This window comes from Pseudoclavibacter sp. CFCC 14310 (assembly GCF_008831165.1).
Classification (GTDB): Bacteria; Actinomycetota; Actinomycetes; order Actinomycetales; family Microbacteriaceae; genus Pseudoclavibacter_A.
This window is the reverse complement of the sequence record NZ_WBKC01000005.1, coordinates 87,268-110,252: the sequence shown is the minus strand read 5'-3', so window position 1 is coordinate 110,252 and position 22,985 is coordinate 87,268. Positions and strand designations below refer to the sequence as shown.

Annotated in this window: 20 protein-coding genes; 14 read left to right on the top strand and 6 right to left on the bottom strand. The window is 65.6% G+C overall.

All coding sequences use genetic code 11. From position 1 onward, the window contains the following. Positions 1 to 15: 15 nt before the first annotated feature. Entirely contained in the window at positions 16 to 1,008 is a 993-nt protein-coding gene (coaA, locus tag F8O06_RS11985) for a type I pantothenate kinase (RefSeq protein ID WP_158038775.1), read from the bottom strand. A gap of 163 nt (positions 1,009 to 1,171) precedes the next feature. On the opposite strand from coaA, the gene glmS reads away from it, so the two are divergent. The 9 genes from glmS (at position 1,172) to F8O06_RS11940 (ending at position 10,665) form a co-directional block, all read left to right on the top strand. Further along, entirely contained in the window at positions 1,172 to 3,022 is a 1,851-nt protein-coding gene (gene glmS / locus F8O06_RS11980) for a glutamine--fructose-6-phosphate transaminase (isomerizing) (protein WP_158038774.1), read from the top strand. Positions 3,023 to 3,040: 18 nt separating this feature from the next. Continuing rightward, entirely contained in the window at positions 3,041 to 3,520 is a 480-nt protein-coding gene (locus F8O06_RS11975; protein ID WP_158038773.1) for a holo-ACP synthase, read from the top strand. 119 nt (positions 3,521 to 3,639) lie between these two features. Beyond that, on the top strand, positions 3,640 to 4,836 hold the full coding sequence (gene alr, locus F8O06_RS11970) for an alanine racemase (RefSeq protein WP_158038772.1): 1,197 nt from the start codon (positions 3,640 to 3,642) through the stop codon (positions 4,834 to 4,836). After that, entirely contained in the window at positions 4,829 to 5,401 is a 573-nt protein-coding gene (gene tsaE, locus F8O06_RS11965; RefSeq protein WP_225733508.1) for a tRNA (adenosine(37)-N6)-threonylcarbamoyltransferase complex ATPase subunit type 1 TsaE, read from the top strand. Before alr ends, tsaE begins: the two co-directional genes overlap by 8 nt. Then, positions 5,398 to 6,009 carry a tRNA (adenosine(37)-N6)-threonylcarbamoyltransferase complex dimerization subunit type 1 TsaB gene (gene tsaB, locus F8O06_RS11960; RefSeq protein WP_158030850.1) on the top strand — a complete coding sequence of 204 codons (612 nt, stop codon included), beginning with the start codon at positions 5,398 to 5,400 and terminating at the stop codon, positions 6,007 to 6,009. The genes tsaE and tsaB overlap by 4 nt, the downstream gene beginning before the upstream one ends. Before the next feature lie 2 nt (positions 6,010 to 6,011). Continuing rightward, the gene (gene rimI, locus F8O06_RS11955) at positions 6,012 to 6,653 is read left to right on the top strand and encodes a ribosomal protein S18-alanine N-acetyltransferase (RefSeq protein ID WP_225733507.1); all 642 of its coding nucleotides are present in this window, start codon (positions 6,012 to 6,014) and stop codon (positions 6,651 to 6,653) included. Next, entirely contained in the window at positions 6,646 to 7,806 is a 1,161-nt protein-coding gene (gene tsaD, locus F8O06_RS11950) for a tRNA (adenosine(37)-N6)-threonylcarbamoyltransferase complex transferase subunit TsaD (RefSeq protein ID WP_158038770.1), read from the top strand. The genes rimI and tsaD overlap by 8 nt, the downstream gene beginning before the upstream one ends. Positions 7,807 to 7,926: 120 nt before the next feature. Beyond that, positions 7,927 to 8,622 carry a DUF4190 domain-containing protein gene (locus F8O06_RS11945; RefSeq protein WP_158038769.1) on the top strand — a complete coding sequence of 232 codons (696 nt, stop codon included), beginning with the start codon at positions 7,927 to 7,929 and terminating at the stop codon, positions 8,620 to 8,622. A gap of 126 nt (positions 8,623 to 8,748) precedes the next feature. Further along, positions 8,749 to 10,665, top strand: a complete 1,917-nt coding sequence (locus F8O06_RS11940; RefSeq protein ID WP_158038768.1) for a ParB/Srx family N-terminal domain-containing protein — start codon at positions 8,749 to 8,751, stop codon at positions 10,663 to 10,665. Here F8O06_RS11940 and F8O06_RS11935 read toward each other — a convergent pair. Next, the gene (locus F8O06_RS11935; protein WP_158038767.1) at positions 10,646 to 12,253 is read right to left on the bottom strand and encodes a class I SAM-dependent methyltransferase; all 1,608 of its coding nucleotides are present in this window, start codon (positions 12,251 to 12,253) and stop codon (positions 10,646 to 10,648) included. The two genes, F8O06_RS11940 and F8O06_RS11935, sit on opposite strands and share 20 nt — an antisense overlap. 165 nt (positions 12,254 to 12,418) lie before the next feature. Here F8O06_RS11935 and groES point away from each other — a divergent pair, with 165 nt between their 5' ends. Both groES and F8O06_RS11925 read left to right on the top strand, forming a co-directional pair. Further along, a complete protein-coding gene (gene groES / locus F8O06_RS11930; RefSeq protein WP_158038766.1) occupies positions 12,419 to 12,712 on the top strand; it encodes a co-chaperone GroES in 294 nt (97 codons plus the stop codon). Positions 12,713 to 13,169: 457 nt separating this feature from the next. Next, positions 13,170 to 14,432, top strand: a complete 1,263-nt coding sequence (locus F8O06_RS11925) for an ABC transporter substrate-binding protein (RefSeq protein ID WP_158030855.1) — start codon at positions 13,170 to 13,172, stop codon at positions 14,430 to 14,432. Between the two features lie 854 nt (positions 14,433 to 15,286). Here the strand turns inward: F8O06_RS11925 and F8O06_RS11920 are convergent. From F8O06_RS11920 to F8O06_RS11905, 4 genes are read right to left on the bottom strand one after another with little or no spacing between them, the layout of a single operon-like run. Further along, on the bottom strand, positions 15,287 to 16,024 hold the full coding sequence (locus F8O06_RS11920; RefSeq protein WP_158030856.1) for an ABC transporter ATP-binding protein: 738 nt from the start codon (positions 16,022 to 16,024) through the stop codon (positions 15,287 to 15,289). After that, positions 16,021 to 17,127 carry an ABC transporter ATP-binding protein gene (locus tag F8O06_RS11915; RefSeq protein ID WP_158038765.1) on the bottom strand — a complete coding sequence of 369 codons (1,107 nt, stop codon included), beginning with the start codon at positions 17,125 to 17,127 and terminating at the stop codon, positions 16,021 to 16,023. Before F8O06_RS11915 ends, F8O06_RS11920 begins: the two co-directional genes overlap by 4 nt. Continuing rightward, positions 17,120 to 18,094: a branched-chain amino acid ABC transporter permease gene (locus F8O06_RS11910; protein WP_158030858.1), complete on the bottom strand. Its 975-nt coding sequence runs from the start codon at positions 18,092 to 18,094 to the stop codon at positions 17,120 to 17,122. The genes F8O06_RS11915 and F8O06_RS11910 overlap by 8 nt, the downstream gene beginning before the upstream one ends. 9 nt (positions 18,095 to 18,103) lie before the next feature. Further along, a complete protein-coding gene (locus F8O06_RS11905; RefSeq protein ID WP_225733506.1) occupies positions 18,104 to 19,048 on the bottom strand; it encodes a branched-chain amino acid ABC transporter permease in 945 nt (314 codons plus the stop codon). 175 nt (positions 19,049 to 19,223) lie between these two features. On the opposite strand from F8O06_RS11905, the gene guaB reads away from it, so the two are divergent. The 3 genes from guaB to F8O06_RS11890 are packed head-to-tail and all read left to right on the top strand — an operon-like array spanning position 19,224 to position 22,965. Continuing rightward, entirely contained in the window at positions 19,224 to 20,726 is a 1,503-nt protein-coding gene (gene guaB / locus F8O06_RS11900; protein ID WP_158030860.1) for an IMP dehydrogenase, read from the top strand. Between the two features lie 48 nt (positions 20,727 to 20,774). Further along, positions 20,775 to 21,896, top strand: coding sequence for a GuaB3 family IMP dehydrogenase-related protein (locus tag F8O06_RS11895; RefSeq protein WP_158030861.1), 1,122 nt, complete (start codon positions 20,775 to 20,777; stop codon positions 21,894 to 21,896). Positions 21,897 to 21,903: 7 nt separating this feature from the next. Further along, positions 21,904 to 22,965, top strand: coding sequence for an SURF1 family cytochrome oxidase biogenesis protein (locus F8O06_RS11890; protein ID WP_158038763.1), 1,062 nt, complete (start codon positions 21,904 to 21,906; stop codon positions 22,963 to 22,965). Positions 22,966 to 22,985: the final 20 nt, after the last annotated feature.

Sequence of the window (22,985 nt, the reverse complement as noted above, 5' to 3'; positions counted from 1 at the left end):
CCGCATCCGCACCGACTACAGCTTGCGCAGCAGTACCCGATTCACCGTGTGATCGGCCGCCTTCTCGAGAATCAGGTCGGCGCGAGACCTCGTGCGCGCGATGTTCTGCCGCAGATTCGGCAGGTTCACCGTGCGCCAGATGCGGTCGGCGACCTCGGTCGCCTCGTCAGGGCTGAGCCCGGCATACTTCTTGAAATAGGCGTCGGGGCTGTCAAAGGCGTTCGCCTGCAGCTTGAGAAACCGGTCGATGTACCACCGCTCGATGTCGTTGGTGCGCGCATCGACGTAGACGCCGAAGTCGAGGTAGTCGCTCACTGCGGCCTGCGCGCTGTCGCTCGGCGTCTGCAGCACGTTCAACCCCTCGAAAACGAGCACCTGGGGGCGGCGCACGACGATCTCTTCGCCGGGCACGATGTCGTACTTCACATGTGAGTACTGCGGCGCACGCACCTCGGGGGCACCGCTCTTCACCTGGCTGAGAAAGCGCAGCAGCGCACGGCGGTCGTACGATTCGGGAAAGCCCTTGCGTGCGAGCAGCCCACGGCGTTCGAGCTCGGCGTTGGGCATCAGGAATCCGTCGGTGGTGACCAGATCGACGCTGTCGATCTCGCCCCAACGCGACAGCAGCTCGCGCAGCAGGCGGGCCACCGTCGACTTGCCGACGGCGACCGAGCCGGCGACGCCGATGACGAAGGGCGTGCCGCTGCCACGGGTGCGCAGAAAGTTCTGCAGTCGGTTATTGAGCCCCTGCCGGTTCACCACGAAGTTCTTCAGCAGCAGGCTCACCGGCAGGTAGACCTCGGCGACCTCACGCAGATCGAGCGGATCGCCCAGCCCGCGCAGCGCCTGTACCTCGCTTGCTGTCAGCGGGTTCGGCACTTTCGGAGCGAGTTCTGACCACGAGTGGCGTGGAATCTGCCAGAACGGCGAAGGCCGCTCTTCGGTGGCAGCGGCAGGCGAGACACGCTCTTCGACGGCCGCAGCCGTCTTGGCGTCATTGGCTGGCATGACCTCCATCATGCCTCACCTGCGAGCGTTCCCGCACATCTCAGCATTCTTCGACCGCAGCCTCCGCTGCCAGGCGCGATCGCATCCCCACCGCCACCGCGGCAGGGTGGGGCCGACATCAGACTGCGCAGATGCCTCTCGGCCATGCCGTAAGATTTGCACCATGTGCGGAATCATCGGCTATGTCGGCCCCGGAAACACCCTTGACGTTCTGCTCAACGGCCTGCGCCGGCTCGAGTATCGCGGCTACGACTCGGCAGGCGTCGCGATCGTCGCCGAAGACGGCACGCTCGGTGTGCGCAAGCGCGCCGGCAAGCTGCAGAATCTGGTCGACTCGATCGAGGATGCTCCGCTGGAGGCTGGCAGCACCGGCATCGGTCACACTCGGTGGGCGACCCACGGCGGCCCCACAGACGTGAACGCACACCCGCACCTGGGTGACGACGGCCGCCTCGCCGTGATTCACAACGGCATCATCGAGAACTTTGCGCAGCTCAAGCAGGAGCTCGTCGACGAGGGGTACGAGTTCATCTCAGAGACCGACACCGAGGTCGCAGCCGTGCTGCTCGGCCGCGAGTACCGTCGCACGGGCGATCTGTACCAGGCATTTCTCGCCACAGTGCAGCGTCTCGAAGGCGCCTTCACACTGCTCGCCGTGCACCAAGACCAGCCGGGCACCGTGATCGGCGCCCGTCGAAATTCGCCGCTGGTGATCGGCCGCGGCACCGGCGAGAACTTCCTCGCCTCAGACGTCGCCGCGTTCGTCGAGTTCACGACACACGCCTATGCGATCGGCCAGGATCAGATCGCGATCATCACCGCCGACTCGATCGACGTGACCGACTTCGAGGGCAACTCAGTCGAGCCCGAACCCTTCGAGGTCGAGTGGGATGCCACAGCAGCCGAGAAGGGCGGCTGGAAGAGCTTCATGGCGAAAGAGATCTCCGAGCAGCCCGAGGCCGTCGCCAACACGCTGCTCGGCCGCATCGCCGACGGGCACGTGGTCGTCGACCAGCTGGGTGGGGTGGATGCCGACCTGCTGAGACACATCGACCGCATCATCATCGTGGCCTGCGGCACTGCGTCGTACGCCGGCCAGACCGCGGCCTATGCTCTGCAACAGTGGACCCGCGTGCCGGTCAGCGTCGAACTCTCGCATGAGTTCCGCTACCGCGACCCGATTCTCGACGACCGTGTGCTGGTCATCTCGATCTCGCAGTCGGGCGAGACTATGGACACACTGATGGCCATTCGCTGGGCCAGCGAGCAGGGGGCCAAGACGCTCTCGATCTGCAACACCCAGGGGGCGACGATTCCACGTGAGTCTGACGGCGTCATCTACACCTATGCCGGCCCCGAGGTCGCCGTCGCCTCGACCAAGGCGTTCGTGGCTCAGATCGCGGCGCTCTATGTCTTCGGGCTGCACCTGGCTGCGGTGCGCGGCACGCTGACCGGCGATGATGTCGCCGAGATCACCGAGCAGCTCGCACAGCTGCAGCCGGCGATCGCCGAGGCGGTTGAGGCCAGCAAGGTCATTCCGAACCTGGCCCACTGGATGGCAGACACCCGTGCGGTGCTCTTCTTGGGCCGCCATGTGGACTACCCGGTTGCGCTCGAAGGCGCGCTCAAGCTCAAGGAACTCGCCTACATTCACGCCGAGGGGTTCGCCGCGGGTGAGCTCAAGCACGGGCCGATCGCGCTGGTCGAGCCCGGCCTGCCGGTGTTCGTCGTGGTGCCGAGCCCGCGCGAGTCGCCTGTGCTGCACGCCAAGGTCATCTCGAACATTCAGGAGATCCGCGCTCGCGGCGCTCGCGTGTTGGCGATCGCCGAGAAGGGCGACACAGCGGTGCTGCCCTTTGCTGACGAGGTCATCGCACTGCCGCTGGTGCCCGCGCTGATGCAGCCCTTCGTGGCAGTGGTGCCGTTGCAGGTGTTCGCCATGGAGCTCGCCGAGGCAAAGGGGCTCGACGTCGACCAGCCGCGCAACCTCGCGAAGTCGGTCACGGTCGAGTAGCGGCTGCAGGCATACGCCATGATCGCAGGCATCGGCATCGACACGGTCAACCTCGATCGGTTTGCCGAGCATCTGCAGCGCACCCCAAGGCTGCGTGATCGTCTGTTCTCGCCTCTCGAGCTTCGGAGTTCAGGCGAGCCTCGTGGTGCAGGCGAGCCTCGTGGTGCAGACGGCCAGAGCGGCGACCGAGATCAAGAGACGACGGATGCTGGAACGGTCGGGCTGCATCCTCCGCAGGTGAAGAAGGGCCTGCGTCCCGAGCAGCTGGCGGCTCGCTTTGCCGCGAAAGAGGCCCTGATCAAAGCGCTGGGCGGCGGTGTGCGAGGTTTTCGTTTCGCAGACATCTCAGTGCTGAATGATGCCCATGGTGCCCCTCGGTTCGAGCTGACGGGGGCGATCGCCTCGCATGTGCAAAGCCGGGGGCTGCACCTGCACGTGTCGCTGACGCACGACGCACCGGTGGCCCAGGCGTTCGTGGTCGCTGAGACGCTGGGCTGAGGCGTCGGGGAGCCATTGGGCTAACCCCGCCGAGAGTCGGCCGCTGCGGGGCGAAGGATGTCGTCGCAGACGGAGAGAAAATGTCTTCACCAGTCCACGGCAGTGCGACAATAGAGTTCATGACTTCTCTGCAAGAGGTGCGCGTCGATCGCGCAGCCTACCGGCATAACCTCGAGACCATTCTGCAGCGGGTGCAGCCCGCGAAAGTGCTCGCCGTGCTCAAGGCCAACGCATACGGACACGGCGCCGTCGAACTCGCCAAGGTCGCTGACCAGACAGACGTCTCGTATCTGGGCGTGGTCTCGCTCGAAGAGGCGCTGCGACTCCGCAAAGCAGGCATCGGCAAACCGATCATCGCCTGGCTGCACCTGCCCGGCACCGACTTCACCGATGCCGCGCGCCACAACATCACACTTGGTCTCTCGACCGCTGATCAGATCGAGGCTGCGGCAGCCGCAGGGGCGCGCACCGTGCATCTCGCCATCGACACAGGCCTGGGCCGAAACGGTGCCACGCGTGCACAGTGGCCGCACTTCTTCGAGACCGCAGCCCGGCTCCAGTCCGCCGGTCAGATCGACGTCGAAGGCATGATGTCGCACCTGTCGAACACCAGCGTCGACGACGACACCGACCAGCTGCGCGTGTTCGACGACGCCCTGCAAACGGCAGCCGAGTACGGCATCCACCCGCGTCTGCGGCACATCGCCGCAACCGGCGTCGCGCTCGACCGCCCCGAGGCCCGCTATGACATGGTTCGCATCGGCATCGGCTCGTACGGGCTGTCGCCCGACGAGCGCACGAGTGCCGACCTCGGGCTCACACCGGTGATGCGCGTCTCGACGCAGGTGGCGCAGATCAAACGTGTGCCCGAGGGAACTCCGGCATCGTACGGATACCTCTACCGGGCCCCGCGCGAGACCACCTTCGCTCTCGTGCCCTTCGGCTATGCAGACGGTCTGCCGCGCCAGGCGTCAGAGGGTGGCGGCGTGCTTGTCGGAGGCAAGATCTATCCCGTGGCCGGACGCATCGCGATGGATCAGTTCGTGATCGACGTGGGCGACGACGACGTGCACATCGGCGACGAAGCGGTCATTCTCGGTGACCCCGAACGCGGCGAGCCCTCGGCGACGCTCTGGGCCGAGTCTGCTGGAACGATCAACTACGAGATCGTGACCCGCATCGGCGATCGTCCGCAGCGTGTGTATGTCGACCAGGACGGTGTGGATCAGAACGACACGGCTCGTGCCAGTGCGGCCGAGGGCGATGCCGAAAGTCGTCTCGGTACCGCAGACCGCAGTCAGGCCCACGGTGTGTGACATCATCGCGACGCTGCACGGCGTCGACGAGCAGCACATCGCAGACCTCGGTCGCCGCATCGGCTCGATCATGCAGCGCGGTGATCTGCTCGTGCTGAACGGCCCGCTCGGCGCAGGCAAGACCACCTTGACCCGTTCGCTCGGCGAAGGCCTCGGCGTGCGCGGTCCGGTGACCAGTCCCACGTTCGTGCTCGCTCGCACGCATCCCTCACAGGTCGGCGGCGCGCCACTCGTACACGTCGACGCCTACCGCCTCACCAGCGGCATCGAGCTGGACGATCTCGACCTCGATCTCGAAGGCTCGGCCACCGTCATCGAGTGGGGGCGAGACTGGGTCGGGCAGCTCGCCGACAGCTGGGTGTCGATCGACTTGATCCCTGAGGAGGACGGACCCGACGACCCCACAGCCGCACCCGGCGACGATGGCGAGGCAGCATCCGCCGAAGCGTCGAACGACGCCGACGATCTCTTTGCCGCACCGCAGACCCGCACCGTGATCATCGCAGCGCGTGGGCCTCGCAGTGCGCACGACCTCGCCGCACGGGTAGAATCGAAGGCCGTATGATCATCCTCGCCCTCGACACCTCTGCCGGCACCAGCATCGCGCTGCTGCGCGACGGCACTCCGATCGCTGTGCGCGACGACCAGAACACCCGCGGGCACGCCGAGGCCGTGGGTGCGCTCGTCACTGAGGCTCTCGACGAGGCAGACGTCGCCGCAGAAGAGATCGACCTCGTAGTGGTGGGCGTCGGCCCGGGCCCCTTCACCGGTCTGCGCGTCGGCATCGCCGCTGGGGTCGGGTTCGCCGCAGGCGTCGGCTGCCCGGTCGTCGGCGTGCCCAGTCATGACGCCGTCGCCGTCGATGCGCTCGCTCCAGCTGAGCCCTGCCCCATCTCGGTGGCTACCGACGCGCGTCGCCATGAGGTCTTCGTGACCGAGTACGACTGCCTTGACCAGCATGGCATTCCGCATGAGACCCGTGCCGCCCGAACCGAGCCCAACACCTGGCCAGAGACCTGCGAACAGGTCGTCATGTCGCCGAACGTGTCGGCTGCCGGCCTCGGCCGTATCGCCTGGCTGCGGCACGAGGCAGGCCTCGACCAGCGCGGCACCGACCCCATCTACGTGCGCCAGCCTGACGTGGGCCGCGCGAAGCCCAAGCAGGTGCTCTGACCGTGGACGAGGTGGCCCGGGTCGAGACCGCCCTGCCCGCAGCGTCTCAGAACGGCGTGACACTGCGCGAGGCGATGACGGCCGATCTCACCTCGATCAGCCGCATCGAGCAGGCGAGCTTTCCCGACGACCCGTGGACTCCGACGATGCTCGCCGAGACAGTCGCGAGCCCGGACAGCCCCGTGTGGGTGGCCGAGCGGCGTGCGGAGTCGCACGAGACCGAGATACTCGGGTTCGCAGCGGTGCTCGCGGCTCGCGGGGCATCAGACGCCGACGTGCTCACCATCGCGGTGGATGCCGCAGCACGCGGGCTGGGAATCGGCCGCCGCCTGCTGACCGCCCTCGCCACCACGGCCAGAGCCAGGGGAGCGCACCAGCTCTTTCTCGAGGTACGCGCAGACAACTCCGTCGCTCGCAGACTCTATGAGAGCGAGGGCTTCGGCGTGATCGGTACGCGTCCGCGCTACTACCAGCCTGATGGTGAGGATGCGACCGTGATGCGGCTCGACCTGCACCGTTGGTCCGCCGCTCGGGCTCTGAGCTCAGCAGATGCGCACGCAGCAGGACCGACTGCCGCACAGCCCACAGATCGCGACGAGGCAGTGAACCAGACCGTCAGCAGACTTGGAGTCTCGAATGACTGAACCCATACTCTCTGCAGCTTCTGCGGGGGCAGCTGTGCCTCCTGCGAAACCTGCAGCAGACGCTCCCATCGTGCTCGGCATCGAGAGCTCATGCGACGAGACCGGCGTGGGAATCGTGCAGGGCACGACCCTGCTGGCCAACACCGTCGCCTCGTCGATGGAGGAGCACGCACGCTTCGGCGGCGTGGTGCCCGAGGTCGCGGCTCGCGCGCACGTGCAGGCCTTCGGCCCGACGCTGCGTCAGGCGCTTGAGACCGCAGGCATCACCATGAACGACGTCGATGCGATCGCCGTCACGAGCGGCCCGGGGCTCGCCGGCGCTCTCATGGTCGGCGTCTCGGCGGCCAAGGGCCTCGCGCTCGGCAGCGGCAAACCGCTCTATGCGGTGAACCACCTCGTCGGCCATGTCGGCGCCGAGATTCTCGACAGCGGTCACCTCGAGACTCCGACGATCGCCCTGCTCGTCTCGGGCGGGCACACGTCGCTGCTGCTCGTGCGCGACCTGGTCGACGACGTCGAGCTGCTCGGCGAGACCATCGACGATGCGGCAGGCGAGGCCTTCGACAAGACCGCACGCCTGCTGGGTCTCGGCTACCCAGGAGGCCCGCGCATCCAGCGAGCGGCCGAGGCGGGCGACCCGAAGGCCATCCGTTTTCCTCGCGGCCTGAGCACGGCGAAAGACCTGCGTCGGCATCCGTACGATTTCTCGTTCTCGGGGCTGAAGACCGCCGTGGCCCGCTGGGTCTCGCAGGCGGAGGCGCAGCAGGTGGGCGGCGAACTCGACGATGCCGCGCGCGCGGCGGCCGAGACCGGACTGCCGGTCGCCGACATCGCGGCGAGCTTTCAGGAGGCCGTCGTCGACGTGCTGGTCACCAAGGCGCTGAAGGCCTGCGCTGACCACGGCGTGCCGCGACTGCTGCTGGGCGGCGGCGTGGTCGCGAACGCCCGTCTGCGTCAGGTGGCGACCGAGCGTGCGGCGGATGCCGGCGTGAGTCTGCGTATTCCGGCACTGTCGCTCTGCACAGACAACGGCGCGATGATCGCCTCGCTCGGCGCGCAGCTGGTGATGGCCGGAAAACCGCCGACCGGGTTTGACTTCGGGGCCGATTCGACGTTGCCGGTGACCGACGCCTACGTCGCACCGCGAGGCTAGGCTGGCGTCACCATCACTTGGCACAGATCAGCACCCGCGGCCCATGTGCGCCGCTCAGAATCGCAGCGCGCATAGACTGACCCAGAGAACCGACGAGGCATCGGCCTCGAAAGGATGCACATGAGCGAGAACACCCCGAACAGCTCACCTCGAGACGACGCTGCGGCGGCATCGGGCACGCCTGGCGATCAGGCGCTGTCGCGCCCGCGTCCGGCGCCGCAGTACGGGCAGTACGCGCCCGGCTACGACGCCGAGACACAGCCCGCTGGCAATGATCAGCAGGGGTGGCAGCAGGATCCGCGGCAGCAGCCCGTCGGGCAGCCGCAGTACGGACAGTACGGGCAGTACGGGCAGCCTGGTCAGAGCCAGCCGGGGCAGCAGAACCCGTACGGGCAGCCGGGGCAGTACGGGCAGCAGAACCCGTACGGCACGCCGGTGCCTGCCCAGCGCTTCTCGCCCCAAGGCAGCTCGGTGCTGCCGAATGCGAAGACCAACGTGCTCTCGATCATCAGCCTGATCTGCGGCCTGCTCTCTGTCGTCACGTTCTTTCAGCTGATCGGTCTGCCGGGCATCGTCGCGATCATCACCGGGCACATCGGTCTGAGCCAGATCAAGCGGCGCGGCGAACGAGGCCGCGGCATGGGGCTCGCGGGCCTCATCATGGGGTACATCACCGTCGCCGTGGGGCTGCTATTTCTGATTCTGGGCATCATCCTGGTGATCATGCTGATGAACGACCCCTCGTCGCTGAATGGCGTCGTGCCGCCGGATCAGCTCAATCAGCTGCGAGACGAGCTCGACAATCTGAATGTGTGACGCCACACGCAGATTCGGGATCGCCGTGTGTTCACGGAACGTTCACTGCGCGGCTGAACCGCGCTCACTCGGCTAACTTATGCTCTCGGAGCCGGTGCGTGTGTGACGCGCGGCAGAGAGAGCGCAATGACGATCCGCCCACCAGCCGCACCATCGCATCCCGATGCGGGCATCATCGCCCAGCCGACCCACGCGACAGGCGCTCGCCGGCCGAGCCGGGCAGCACGCTCTGTGATCGGGCGTCTGCTCGCCACGCTGGCTGCGGCGGCTTTCATCTCTGGCGGCGCTGCTGCCGGTGTGATCGGCACGACCATCGCCGCGGCGGCTGAGCCTGCGGCAGACGTGCAGGGCGGGCACATCGTCTCGTCGGCGCCGGATCGCACCGGCTACCTCGCCGCGAAGCCGGGCGATTTGGTCGATGTGCGCATCGGCGATGTGCATCCGACGCAGCCGTCGCTGGGCTACGACGAGGTGTACTACAAGCTCGGCCGCTACACGCAGGGAAAAGACGAAGCGCGCGGCAAGCTCAACAAGAAGTTCGACGACTGGTGCGAGACCAACGGACAGGGCGAGGCCAAAGCGGCACCCGCCGGTGCCCGGCTTGACGACCCGACGAGCTTCACCTGCGAGATCGCACTGGGAGCCGAGACCGAAGACAGCACCGCAGCCATGAAGACCGTCGTGATCGGCCCCGGTGGCAGCCTGTACCTCACCGACGGGCACCACACACTCACCTCGTTCGCAGAGCTGACGGCTGACGGCGGCATGAACATTCACGTCCGACTCAAAGTGCTCGGCAACCTCAGTGACAAGACGCCCGCCGAGTTCTGGAACGTCATGAAGGCCAACAAATGGACGTGGCTGCAGGACGCGAACGGCAGGTCGATCGAGCCGAAGATGCTGCCGACCACGGTCGGGCTGCGCAGCTTCGAGAACGACGAGTACCGCAGCCTGCTCTACTTCGGCCGCGATATCGGCTACACGGCAGGCACGATTCCTTTCCAGGAGTTCTACTGGGGACAATGGCTGCGTGACGGCCAGTTCGGGGTGCGCGGCGAGACAGGCAGCCTCACCGGGTGGGATGCTGACGCCGATACTGCGCTGACGACTGTGAAAGCCATGACTGAACGACAGGTCGCGCTCGCCGACAGCGAATCGATGCCGGGCGGATTCACCGCGAAAGACCTCGGACGACTGAGCCAGTGGAACAACGGCAAGAAAGCTACGAAGGGAGATTTCGGCGATCTGAGTGTGCCCTACGCTGAAGAGAAGCCCGGCAAGATCGCCTACATGCTGCAGCATCGTGCCGCGCTGCGCACGCAGGGAATTGATCCTGATCAGGCCGCGACGCTCGCCGACCAGACCAAGGTAACCGGCAAGCTGACGATCGTGGCGACGCCCAGCCGCGCGGCTGCCGGTGCAGCTGGACATGTGGCGGGTGCCGCGGGTGCGGCTGAGTCGACGACATCGCAGACGGATGCCGTTGCCGGCTTCGCGTCGGGCGCTGCGGTGACGATCACCGGTAGCGGATTCGTCACGAACTCGCCGCTGGCGCTCGAGGTGCACTCCGACCCGACCGTGCTCGGCACGGTGGTCACTGACGATGCGGGCCGTTTCACCGCGCAGGTCACCCTGCCGCAGGGGCTCGCCGCTGGGGAGCATGAGCTGCAGGCGTGGCTGCGCGGCCTCGACTCCACGGCTGCAGACAGCGGTCTGGTCGGCAGCGCGAAGCTCACCGTCTCGGGTAAGAAACCTGATGAGGGTGCCGACGCAGGTACGCTCCTGCCAGATGGCCAAGACACCGCGCCAGACGGTCAAGACCAAGCGAAGACGCCGGCAGCAGGCGCTGACCTGTCGCAGAACCGGCAGCAGTCGCAGACTCAGCAGCAGACAGAGGCGACGACCGACGGCCAGGGCGCGCTCGCAGCGACCGGAGCATCCGCTGCACTTCTGCAGCCGCTCGCGGTCTTCGGTTCGCTGGCTCTGGTCGGCGGAGCAGTCGTGCTCTTCTCTGCTCGTACGCTCAGGCGCGGCGAGCGATGATCGCCCGGTGACGGCCGGCCACTCGTGTGACGAACACGATGGCCTCGCCGGTCGTCCGGCCTGATCGATCCGTCGGCCCCGCCGATGTCGTTGTCGTGCCTGACTCGTCTGCAGCGTCAGCACCGGCAGATCTGTCTGCTGGGCCGCTGTCGGCCTGTTCGTTTGCCGTCATGATCGTGGCGTTGGAGTCACTCTTGCCCAGTGCCTTGCCGAGCTGTCTGTTCCACTGTTTGGCCAGCGCGGCGGGGTCGATATCGGCACCGCGCTTCTTCACCGTCACCCGGGGAACTCCCAGCTCGACGAGTCGGGCCTTCACCTTGCGCTCGTCGAACGGCAGGTCGTCGAGCACCTCGAACCCGCGCATGAACGGACTCTCAACGCGCTCTGAGCCGGTCAGATAGGCGATCGTCTCGTCGATCGTCGAGAGGTTGTGCTGCTGTGCGAGGGTGCCCAATGCACGCGCTCGGATGACCGCTCCGTCGGGCTCGTAGAGCCAGCGCTGCAGTGACCCCACCTGTGGGTCGCTGCCGTCGCTGACGATGCGGTGCCAGCCGGTGTCGTCGTGCAGCAGCGCGCTGCGCGCTCCGGGTTGCTCGGTCAGGGCGCCGAACCAGAGCGACACCTCGACGACATTGCCGTTGTCAGAGACCCACTCGGCCTCGGCGTCGTATGGGATCAGCTCGTGGGGCAGACCCGGCCCGAGTTTGACGCCGGTCGGCCACTGGTGTGCGACCTCGAACACCCAGTCGAGACTGGGGGAGAACTGCTCGGGGTTCCACGTGCGGTGCGATCCGCGCCCGCGCCCTGGGGCACGGTTGTGTGCGTGTTCGTGCGACGTACTGCCAGAGGTCTCTGCGACGCGCCGAGCCGGGTCGAGAAACACTGCGCCAGTGCACTGACCTTGTGTGCGGCTGTGTGCATCGCTGCTGCGTGCATTGCTGCTGCCCGAATCGCGTCTCATGTCAGTGCCGCCGTCTGCCTCGCGGCTGCTGCGTGCATTGCTGTCATCTGCTGCGCGGCCGCTGTCAGAGCACCTCTCTGCGCTGTCGTCGCGACCGTCTGACGAGGTCTCATCGAGCGAGTGGTTGTCACTGAGGCCGCCGATCTCTCGTGCGAGATCGACGTCTTCGGCCCGCGCCTGTCGCACCCGCACGTTCGGCCAGGGCGCGAGATTGAAGCCCGCGAAGGCGGCGGTGACCGGGTCGGCGTCGACGGCCAGAACATCCACATCGGCGGCGGCGAAGGCAAGCGAATCAGCGCCGATGCCGCACCCCAGGTCAGCCACTCGGCGGATGCCGGCTCGTGTCAGTCGAGAGGCATGCGCTGCTGCGACGGGCAGCCGCGTAGCCTGCTGCACGCCGTCTTCGGTGAGCAGCATGCGGTCGCTGAACTCGCCGAACTTGGCCCGAGCACGGCGGCGCAGCTTTGCCTGAGTGAGCGCGGCGGCGATCAGCGCCGGAGCGATGCCCTCTTTATGCAGGCGGGTCGAGATGCGCAGCACGTCTTCGGGCGACTCGAGCGGTGGGAGGCTGTCGAGCAGCGCGAGCGCTTCTGGCGTGAGTAAGGTGCGGGCGTCTTCGGGAGTCACGCTGCAATTGTGGCACGAGCCGCTGACACGGGTTCGTGTGACGACGATTAGCACTCGGGTTGCACGAGTGCTAACACGTGGCTACAGTTCTAATTGCACCCATGGAGGGTGCCTCAGTTGTGTTCATTCAGTCCAATGAAATGGATGAAAAGGAAGAGGTCACAAGTGTCGGTTTCCATCAAGCCACTCGAAGATCGCGTTGCTGTCAAGCTGGTCGAGCAGGAGCAGACCACTGCTTCAGGTCTGGTCATCCCCGACACCGCGAAAGAGAAGCCCACCACGGCTGAGGTCGTCGCTGTGGGTCCCGGCCGCGTTGACGACAAGGGCAATCGCATCCCGGTCGACGTCAAGGTTGGCGACAAGGTGCTCTTCAGCAAGTACGGCGGCACCGAGGTCAAGTTCGGCGGCGAGGACTTCCTCGTGCTGTCGGCTCGCGATCTGCTCGCGATCGTTGACTGAGACTGGTCACTCGAGTCTGAACGGTTGAGACTCTTCGGCTGAGGCGTGCAGAGCGCGCCTCGCCGTGCAGAGGGCGGAGATGCTTCGGCGTCTCCGCCCTTTGTGTGTCTGTGAGCATGTGTGTCTGTGAGGCCTGTGTGCCTGCGCCTGCCTGCTTGCGTGTATGTCTGCACGTCTGTGTCTCGGCTGGCGCATGCGCCCTGCTGTGTACTCGTCGCCCCGCCTGCTTCTGCGTTCTGTGCCTCTTGGGTGCCGATTCGCCCTCGCGCGTGAGGCAAGAAATCTTAGCCGGGTAAGCATCCGCAGACCCAGAACATATACGACTCGCCAACGCATTCGGGCGTAGCCGACGACATGGCGAAATCAGGACGAAACACTTGGATATACTGGCGTAACTCTGCGCACATAACGTCATGAGCGCACGAGGAAAACTCGATGCAAAGGAGCAGGAGTACATATGACAACAGAATCCAACGCACGGAAGTTCGGGTCGACGTTCATGCGACGCGGAGCCCAGTTCATCGCCATTGGCGCTGTTGCAGCGCTCGCGTTGACCGGATGCGCGAAGTCGGGAGGCTCGACGGGCAGTGGTGACGACTCGACCCTGAACATCGGCGGTCTGGTGCCGCAGACCGGTTCGTTGTCGTTCATGGGGCCGACGCTTACCGCAGCCATCGAGCTTGCGTCGTCAGACATCAATGCCGCAGACGCCGGGCTGACTGTCAAGACCGACATCAAAGACGAGGGCGACTCGACCACCGACACCGCGACGACGTCGGCGAAGTCACTCATCGAGAAGAACTCCGTGATTCTCGGTGCGGCCTCTTCGGCGGCCTCGAAGAACGTGCTGCCGACGGTCTCGAAGCGTCAGGTCGTGCAGATCTCGGCTTCGAACACCTCGCCCAGCTTCACGAACATCGATGACAACGGCGGATACTACTGGAGGACTGCTCCCTCTGACCTGCTGCAGGGCAAGAGCCTCGGCAAGCAGATTGTCGCCGACGGCAAGAAGAACGTGGCGATTCTGTTCATGAACGACGACTACGGCTCGGGGCTGAAGGATGCGGTCAAGGCGTCGATCGAGGCCGAGGGCGGCACCGTGTCGAAGGAGCAGTCGTTCGATCCTGCTGCCAAGGACATCTCGAGCGAGGTTTCACAGGCGATCAGCGGCAACCCCGATGCTCTCGTGGCCATCTCGTTCGACCAGTTCAAGGGTGTTGTGCAGACTCTGCAGACGAACGGTTTCGACTTTGCCAAGCTGTACGGCACAGACGGCAACAACGGCATCATGAAGTCAGGCGACACCTCAATCCAGGGGGCGACCTTCTCGCAGCCCGGTCCGTACGAGGGCCTCGATGACTTCATCAACCGCGTCAAGCAGCAGGCCGGTGGCTCTCTGACTTCGACCGTCTACGCACCCGAGATGTACGACGCGACGGTGCTCGCGGCGCTTGCGGCGCTGCAGGGCGGCAAGACCGACGGCACCACCATCAAAGACAACCTGCAGTCGGTCTCAGAAGGCGGCGAGAAGTGCACGTCGTTCAAGGACTGCGCGGCGCTCATCAAAGATGGCAAGGACATCGACTACGACGGCTTCTCAGGGCCAATCGACTTCGATGGCAACGGTGATGTGACCAAGGCGACGATCTCGTTCTACGGGGTCACTGATGCGAACAACACCACGACGTTCAAGCGTCAGGAAGAGGTCTCGGCCAGCTGACTCTCGGCAGGCACTTGATCTGATGGGGTCGTCCTTCGGGGCGGCCCCATTTCTGTGTTGCGGCACTGACGACATCGGCACTGCTGCCTGGGCGATGAGCATGCAAAGGCCTCACATCTTCGTTCTCTCACCTCATCATCATGAAGGTCTGTGCAGGCAGCGCGAAGCTGACTGCGGGCTGCCACGTCTTGAGGCCAGCATTTGCCCGTAGAGATGCGTCGGATTCGGAGCATTCGCGCATGGTGCTCGACATCGCCTCTGCCGAGCAGGAGCAAATGCGTCGAAGAGGAGCAAATGAACTAAACAGGACCTGGAGAAAGCCTCAATCTGCTCCTGCTTGGTGCAAATGCTCCTGTTTGGCAAAATGCTCCTGTTGGGTGAGGATGCTTGGCCGGCCGGTACTCCTGACTGCGGAGTCGCAGCTGCTGTGCGGCGTACTGTGGGCAAAGCCTGCAGCTGCTCAGGGGCTGTGTGTAAAGCTGCAACCACTGAGTCGGTCGCGTGCAAGAGTTCACTGTTGTGCAGCCTACTGTGGGCAAAGCCTGCAGCTGCTCAGGGGCTGTGTGTAAAGCTGCAACCACTGAGTCGGTCGCGTGCAAGAGTTCACTGCTGTGCGGCCTACTGCGAGCAAAGCCTGCAGCTGCTCAGGGGGAGTGTGTGCAAAGCTGCAGCTGCCCAGTCGACTGTGTGCAAAGCACGCGCCTGCTCAGTCGACTGCGTGCACAGCCACCACCGACCGATGCCAGCCAGACTGTACCCAACCACCCCCAGCTATTGCCCAGCTACCGTCCGGCTACCGCCCGGCTACCCCCCCAGCTACTGCCCGGACATGCAGCGACGACCGCGCCCGACGCCTACCCCGCGGTGTGGTCCTCGGCCAAGGTGCCCAAGTACAGCTTGATCACCTTCGGGTCATTCAGCAGCATATGACCAGGTCCGACGTAGGCGTCCTTGCCCTGATCGAGTACATATCCGCGGTCGCAGATCTGCAGCGCGCGCCGCGCATTCTGCTCGACCAACATCACCGACACCCCGGCGGCATTGATGCGCGCCACATTCAGGAACGTCTCGTCCTGCCGCACCGGCGACAGCCCCGCCGAGGGCTCGTCGAGCAGCAGCACCTTCGGATCCATCATCAGCGCCCGCGACATCGCGACCATCTGGCGCTCACCGCCAGAGAGACCGCCGGCACGCTGCCCCAGACGCTTCGACAGCTCCGGGAACAGCGAAGTCACGAACTCCAGCCGCGGCCCGAACAGCTTCGGCTTCTGAAAGCACCCCATCTCGAGGTTCTCGCGAATGGTCAGACTCGGAAACACATTCTCGGTCTGCGGCACGAACCCGACGCCGGCGCGCACCAGCTTGTCGGCCTTCAGACCGGTGATGTCGCGCCCGTCGAGCACGACGCTGCCCGAGCGCACGCTCACCATGCCGAACACTGTCTTCAGCAACGTCGACTTGCCAGCGCCGTTCGGGCCGATGATGCCGACGAGTTCGCCCCGCTCGACATAGGTATTGCACCCGTTCAGAATGTTCACGCCGGGCAGGTAACCTGCGACCAGATCCTTCGTCTCAAGCACGCGCTCGGTCATCGTGGGTCCTCCTCGGTGGTGTCTGCTGAGTCAACGCCGGATGCCGTGCTCGCGTCGACCTGCGAACCGTCGGTTGCGTGCGGTGCTGAGTCAACGCCGGATGCCGTGCTCGCACCGCCCTGCGGCCGTTCGGTCGCACGGTGCTCGGCGCGGATCTCGGCCACCACCTCACCGAGGTCGCGATCTTTGTTCGATCCCAAGTATGCGTCGATCACAGCTGGATCCTGCATGACCACACCTGGCTCGCCCTCGGCCACGATGCGGCCCTCCGCCATCACGATCACCCAGTCGGCGATCGCCTGCACCATGTGCATGTCGTGCTCAACGAAGAGCACGGTCATGCCGTCGTCTTTCAGCCGCACGATGTGACCGAGCAGAGACTGCGTCAGCGCCGGGTTGACACCCGCCATCGGCTCGTCGAGCATGACGAACTGCGGGTCGCTCATCAGCGCACGCGCCATCTCGAGCAGTTTGCGCTGCCCACCGCTGAGCGCCGCAGCGTAGTCGTCCTTCTTCTTGTCAAGCAGGAACTTCTCGAGCAGGCCCATGGCCTTCGCCTCGATCGCCTTCTCCTGGCTCTTCCACGCCGGCGGCCACAAGGCGCTCCAGAAGTGCTCGCCACGCTGATCCTTGGCGCCCAGCTTCATGTTCTCGAGCACGCTCAGCATCGCCAGCGACTTGGTCAGCTGGAAGGTGCGAACCTGCCCCAGACGCGACACTTTGAACGAGGGGATGCCCGACAGCGTGGTGCCGTCGAACGACCAGCGGCCGGTGTTCGGCTTGTCAAAGCCGCTGAGCAGGTTGAACAGCGTGGTCTTGCCGGCGCCGTTCGGGCCGATCAGTGCGGTGATGACGCCGCGCGGAATCTCGACGTGCTCCACATCGACGGCGGTGTTGCCGCCGAATGAGCGGGTGATGTCGTCTGCGACGACGATCGGGTCGGTCTTCTTGCATCCTGGCGCGGCGGGCTCTGCTGCGATCGGGCGTGCGCCACCTGAGGAGGCTGCCACAGTCGAACCGCCCTGCGACGTCTCGCCGACGGCGTGCACCGTGGCATCTGACGGCTGCGGCTCGGGCACTGGTGTGAGGGGAGTGTCAGGCATTGAAGTACACCTCCGACTTCTTTCCGAACAGACCCTGGGGTCTGAAAATCACGAGCAGCATGAGCGCGACGCCCACGAGGATGAAGCGCACCTGGCCGCCTTGGACGCCGGTGATCGGCAGGATCTCTTCGCTGACCAGCAGCGACACGATGCCGTCGGTCGCGACGATGACCACCCAGAAGATCATCGAGCCGACGATGGGGCCGAAGACCGTGGCGGCGCCGCCGAGCAGCATGATCGTCCAGAGGAAGAACGTCGTCTGCGTGCCGAAGTTATCCGGCTGCACCGACCGCGGCAGCACGAAGATCATGCCTCCGAGGCCGCCCAGCACGCCGCCGAGAATCAGCACCTGCATCTTGTAGGCGAAGACGTTCTTGCCGAGCGAGCGAACGGCATCCTCGTCTTCTCTGATGGCCTTGACCACGCGGCCCCAGGGGCTGCGCACCAGACGCCAGACCAAGAGCATCGAGAGGGCGACGACGACCCACGCGAAGATGATCGTCCAGAGATCCTCTTCGGTGTAGGTCAGCGGCCCGATCTCATAGAGGCCGACGGGAATCGGGTTGAGCGACTGGAATGAGTCGGAGCCGCTCTGCATGCCGGCCGAACCGCCGGTGAGCCACGAGAGCTCGGGGGTCTTGGCCACCAGCCTGATGATCTCGGCGGCTGCGATCGTCACGATGCTGAGGTAGTCGGCGCGCAGGCGCAGCGTCGGTATGCCGAGCAGCAGCCCGAAGAGCACGGCTCCGAGAATGCTGAACAGCAGCCCGACGAAGAACGGCACCCCGAAGGTGTTCGACGTGATGGCGAAGAAGTACCCGCCGACGGCCATGAAGCCGGCCTGGCCGAAGTTGAGTAGCCCGGTGTAGCCGAAGTGAATCGAAAGACCGAGTGCGGCGAGCGCGTAGGCCGCCGTGGTCGGCGAGATGATCTCGCCGAGAGCCTGTGAGATGAACGACAGATCCATGGTTGCCCCTTATCCGATGCGTTCTCTGCGACCGAGGATGCCCTGCGGGCGAACCAGCAGCACCACGATCATGATCACGAGCGCCGTGACGTACTTGAGGCTGCCCGGCAGGAACAGACTGGAGAGATTCACTGCGATGCCGATGATGAGGGCACCGACGAGAGCGCCGTATGCGGTGCCGAGACCGCCGAGCACGACCGATGCGAAGATGAGCAGCAGAATCGACGCGCCGGTGTCCCACTGCTGCGTCTGATAGAACGCGAGCAGCACGCCGGCGACGGCCGCGAGTGCGGTGCCGCCCGTCCACACCACCCGAATGATCCGGTTGACGTCGATGCCTGATGCGGATGCCAGGGCCGGGTTGTCGGCGACGGCGCGCGTGGCCTTGCCGATGCGGGATTTCGTCAGCAGCGCCGCGGTGACGATGAGCAGCACGATGGCCACCAGTGAACCGAGCACGTCCCACTGGCGAAGCCGCACCGAACCCAGCACGAGCCACGCGTCACTCGACACCGGCATCACGATGCGGTCGGGGCCGAAGAGAAAGGCGTAGAGGTAACGCAGTGCGAGCGAGAGGCCGATGCTCACGATCATCAGCGGGATGATGCCCACTCGCTTCTTGCGCAGCGGCTTCCAAAGGGCGGCATCCTGCACCCAGCCGAAGACGCCGCCGACCACGAAGGCCAGGATCACGGCGATCCAGGCAGGCAGCGCCAGCGTGGTCATCGCGGTCACGGCGACGAAACCGCCGAATGTGACCAGCTCACCGTGTGCGAAGTTGTTGAGCTTCGTCGTTCCGTAGATTAGCGACACCCCGATCGATGCGAGCGCGAGGATGAGTCCGAAGATCACCCCGTTGATCAGGCTCGGCACGAATTGGTCGGCGAGAAAACCGCCGCCCTCCTGTGCGAGCACGACTGTGGGCGCCGCGTGAGCGAGCGCACTTGCTGTCAAGGCCGTTGTCAACTGAGCCTCCCCGTTTGGCGATGGACGCGTGGGATGCCGCACGCGTCACCGTCACCACCCTCAGGGGGTTGCGACGGGTGGCACACAAGCTACCTCGCTTTTGTGTCGCCAATGTTACACAGGAGTCGGGGTAGACTGAGCGCACCGCGTCTGGAAGGAAGAAATGGCACACGACCCCTTTGCCTACACCGGTCTCACTTATGACGATGTGCTGCTGCTGCCCGGCCACACCAACGTCATTCCCAGCGAGGTCAACACCAAGACCCGCCTGACCCGTGAGCTGTCGATCAACATCCCCCTGCTGTCATCAGCGATGGACACCGTCACTGAGGCACGTCTCGCGATCGCTCTGGCCCGCCAGGGCGGCATCGGCGTGTTGCACCGCAACCTCTCGATCGAAGACCAGGCCCGCCAGGTCGACCTCGTGAAGCGTTCAGAGTCGGGCATGATCACCGATCCGCTGTCGACCTCTCCTGAGGCGACGGTGCAGGAGGTCGACGACATCTGCGGCCAGTTCAAGGTCTCAGGCCTGCCTGTGGTCGACGAGGACAACGTGCTCGTCGGCATCATCTCGAACCGCGACATCCGCTGGGTGCCGGTCGACGAGCGTGAGAACACCCTCGTCAAAGACGTCATGACCAAAGGCAAGCTGTTCACCGGCAAGGTGGGCATCAGCCGCGAAGAGGCCTACCGAACGTTCGCCACGCACAAGATCGAGAAGCTGCCGCTGATCGACGACGAGGGCCACCTCAAAGGCCTGATCACCGTCAAAGACTTCGACAAGGCCGAGAAGTACCCGCACGCGAGCAAAGACGGCTCGGGCCGTCTGCTCGTCGGTGCGGCCATCGGCGTGTTCGGCGATGCCTGGGAACGCGCCTGCGCGTTGGTCGAGGCCGGCGTCGACGTCATCGTCACCGACACCGCCAACGGTGATTCGAAGGGCGAGCACGACATCGTCAAACGTCTGAAGACCGACCCGGCGACCAAGCACGTGCAGGTCGTGGGCGGCAACATCGCGACCCGTGAGGGTGCGCAGGCGCTGGTCGACGCCGGTGTCGATGCCGTCAAGGTCGGCGTCGGGCCCGGCTCGATCTGCACCACTCGCATCGTCGCCGGTGTGGGCGTGCCGCAGGTGTCGGCAATCTACGAGGCGTCGAAGGCGACCATCCCGGCCGGTGTGCCGCTGATCGCCGATGGTGGCCTGCAGCATTCGGGCGACATCGCCAAGGCGTTGGTCGCCGGCGCCGACACCGTGATGCTCGGCTCGCTGCTCGCCGGAACCGATGAGAGCCCGGGAGAGCTCGTGTTCGAGCATGGCAAGCAGTTCAAGCAGTACCGCGGCATGGGGTCGCTGGGTGCACTGCAGACGCGCGGCCAGCGAACGAGCTACGCACGCGACCGCTACTTCCAGGCCGATGTGCCCAGCGACGACAAACTGATTCCCGAGGGCATCGAAGGGCAGGTGCCCTACCGCGGCCCGCTCGAGGCCGTCACCTATCAGCTCATCGGCGGCCTGCGCCAGTCGATGTTCTATGTGGGGGCCGAGAACATCGAGCAGCTCAAAGAGAACGGCAAGTTCGTGCGCATCACGCCGGCCGGCCTCAAAGAGAGCCACCCGCACGATGTGCAGATGGTCATCGAGGCCCCGAACTACCACGGTCGGTAGACCGAACGCCGCAGTCGCAGCAAACAGACGAGGGATGAACGAGGAATCATGAGTGAGACAGTGCAGATCGGCGTGTCGAAAACCGGTCGGCGAGGCTACGGCTTCAGTGACATCGCAGTGGTGCCCGATCGGCGCACCCGTGATGCCGGCGACGTGTCGGTGAACTGGAGCATCGACGCCTACCACTTCGATCTGCCCGTCGTCGGCGCGCCGATGGACTCGGCCGCCTCGCCTGAGACCGTCATCGCCCTCGGGCGCGCCGGCGGGCTCGGCGTGCTCGATCTCGAGGGCCTGTGGACGCGCTACGAAGACCCGACCGACGCCTACCGGCGCATTCGCGAGGCTAACGACGATCAGGCCGGGCGGGTGCTGCAGGAGGTCTACGCAGAGCCGGTCAAGGCCGAGCTGATCACCGAGCGGCTCGAGCAGATTCGTGCCGCCGGCGTGACCGTCGCCGGGGCGCTCTCGCCGCAGCGCACGCAGCAGTTCTACCAGACGGTGCTCGATGCGGGCGTCGACCTCTTCGTCATCCGCGGCACGACGGTCTCGGCAGAGCACGTGTCGGCGACCACTGAGCCGCTGAACCTCAAGAAGTTCATCTACGAACTCGACGTGCCGGTCATCGTGGGCGGTGCAGGCACCTATACGACTGCTCTGCATCTGATGCGCACCGGTGCTGCCGGCGTGCTGGCCGGATTCGGCGGAGGCGCCACGTCATCCTCATTGAAGACGCTGGGCCTGCGCACTCCGATGGCGACCACCGTGGCCGACGTCGCCGGCGCCCGCCGCGACTACCTCGACGAGTCGGGCGGTCGTTACGTGCACATCATCTGTGACGGCAGCCTGGGCTTCGGTGGTGACATTCCGAAGGCCTTCGCCTGCGGTGCCGACGCGGTCATGCTCGGCACGGCGCTCGCCCGCGCGAACGAGGCTCCCGGCGGCGGCTACCACTGGGGTGCCGAGGCCCATCACGCTGAGCTGCCCCGCGGTCGTCGCGTGCAGGTCGGCAGCGTCGGGCCGCTCGAGCAGGTGCTCTTCGGCCCGGCGCACGATGCCACCGGCACGACGAACCTGATCGGCTCGCTGCGCAAGTCGATGTCGACCACTGGATACACCGAGCTCAAGGAGTTCCAGAAGGTCGCAGTCACCGTCTCGCACTACGAGGCCTGAACCAGACGTGTCCGAATCTGTGCCCGACTCGAACACACAGTCGGAGTCCGCTGCGCCGGGCATCCAGACGCCGCGACGCATCGGGGCGGCAGAGGCCAATCTTCTGATCGACGAGCTCGAGGCGGAGCTCTCAGAGCCGCCGCGCTCGACGCTGTCGGTGCTGCTGACGGCGAAGTGGCTCGGCGCGCTGTTCGTCGTGCTTCTGATCGTGGCCGGGTTTCTCGGGCTGGGCTGGTGGCAGGCGATGCGTGCGGTGACTCCGGGAGACGATGGCAGTCGTCAGACCGAGACTGCCCGGCCTCTCACCGATCTGCTCACGCCCGGTCAGACCATGAACGTGCAGGCCATCGAGCAGCGTGCGACCGTGTCGGGCACGGTGCTTCCGGGAACGGCCACGATCGTTGCGAACCGCACCCAGCAGAACGCGTCGGGTGAGACCGGCGAGGCTCGTGACCGCGAGGGCAATGCGCTCGGCTACTGGGTCGTGGTGGGCCTCTCGGTGGAGGCTCCTCAAGCGCCCGCCGGAGCCGTGCTGCCCGTGGCCCTCGGGTGGGCGCCCGACCTCGACCAGGCCCGTGCGACACGTGACCGCGCCGAGGCTTTGGCGAATGCCGCGCCAGACGAGGTCGGTGCAGCCGGCGCTGACGGGGATGCGATGGCCCAGAGCGCAGGGACGCTGCAGCTGAGCGGGCGCATCATGCCGTTCGAAGGCGTCGAGAAGCAGCAGACCACGGCCGCTGACTACCTCACGCAGGTGGTCTCCGGACCGGAACTGATCAACGTGTGGCAGACCGACGACCGCCCATGGTTCGAGGGGTACCTGGTCGCCTCAGACGGCGTTCCCACGGTGGTCGGCGGCGGCCTGCAGACGATCTACTCGCCGCCTCCCTCGACTGAAGCGCAGATCAACTGGATGAACATCTTCTACGCCGCCGAGTGGGTGGTCTTCGCAGCCTTCTCTCTGTTCCTGTGGTGGCGTCTCGGCCGTGACGAGTACGAGCACGGTCTCGAATATGCCGCGCAGGAGCGTGAACAGCTCGAGCTGCTGCGCCGTGTCGCAGTGCGATGAGCGCCCGCGTTAGGATGGAA

Bases quoted from the DNA above. Each gene is read 5' to 3' on its own strand.
- glmS (WP_158038774.1), top strand. From the start codon at position 1,172: ATGTGCGGAATCATCGGCTATGTCGGCCCCGGAAACACCCTTGACGTT.
- F8O06_RS11940 (WP_158038768.1), top strand. From the start codon at position 8,749: ATGACGATCCGCCCACCAGCCGCACCATCGCATCCCGATGCGGGCATC.
- tsaB (WP_158030850.1), top strand. From the start codon at position 5,398: ATGATCATCCTCGCCCTCGACACCTCTGCCGGCACCAGCATCGCGCTG.
- F8O06_RS11895 (WP_158030861.1), top strand. From the start codon at position 20,775: ATGAGTGAGACAGTGCAGATCGGCGTGTCGAAAACCGGTCGGCGAGGC.
- F8O06_RS11910 (WP_158030858.1), bottom strand. From the start codon at position 18,094: ATGGATCTGTCGTTCATCTCACAGGCTCTCGGCGAGATCATCTCGCCG.
- F8O06_RS11915 (WP_158038765.1), bottom strand. From the start codon at position 17,127: ATGCCTGACACTCCCCTCACACCAGTGCCCGAGCCGCAGCCGTCAGAT.
- alr (WP_158038772.1), top strand. From the start codon at position 3,640: ATGACTTCTCTGCAAGAGGTGCGCGTCGATCGCGCAGCCTACCGGCAT.
- tsaD (WP_158038770.1), top strand. From the start codon at position 6,646: ATGACTGAACCCATACTCTCTGCAGCTTCTGCGGGGGCAGCTGTGCCT.
- guaB (WP_158030860.1), top strand. From the start codon at position 19,224: ATGGCACACGACCCCTTTGCCTACACCGGTCTCACTTATGACGATGTG.
- F8O06_RS11925 (WP_158030855.1), top strand. From the start codon at position 13,170: ATGACAACAGAATCCAACGCACGGAAGTTCGGGTCGACGTTCATGCGA.
- F8O06_RS11975 (WP_158038773.1), top strand. From the start codon at position 3,041: ATGATCGCAGGCATCGGCATCGACACGGTCAACCTCGATCGGTTTGCC.
- coaA (WP_158038775.1), bottom strand. From the start codon at position 1,008: ATGCCAGCCAATGACGCCAAGACGGCTGCGGCCGTCGAAGAGCGTGTC.
- F8O06_RS11945 (WP_158038769.1), top strand. From the start codon at position 7,927: ATGAGCGAGAACACCCCGAACAGCTCACCTCGAGACGACGCTGCGGCG.
- F8O06_RS11920 (WP_158030856.1), bottom strand. From the start codon at position 16,024: ATGACCGAGCGCGTGCTTGAGACGAAGGATCTGGTCGCAGGTTACCTG.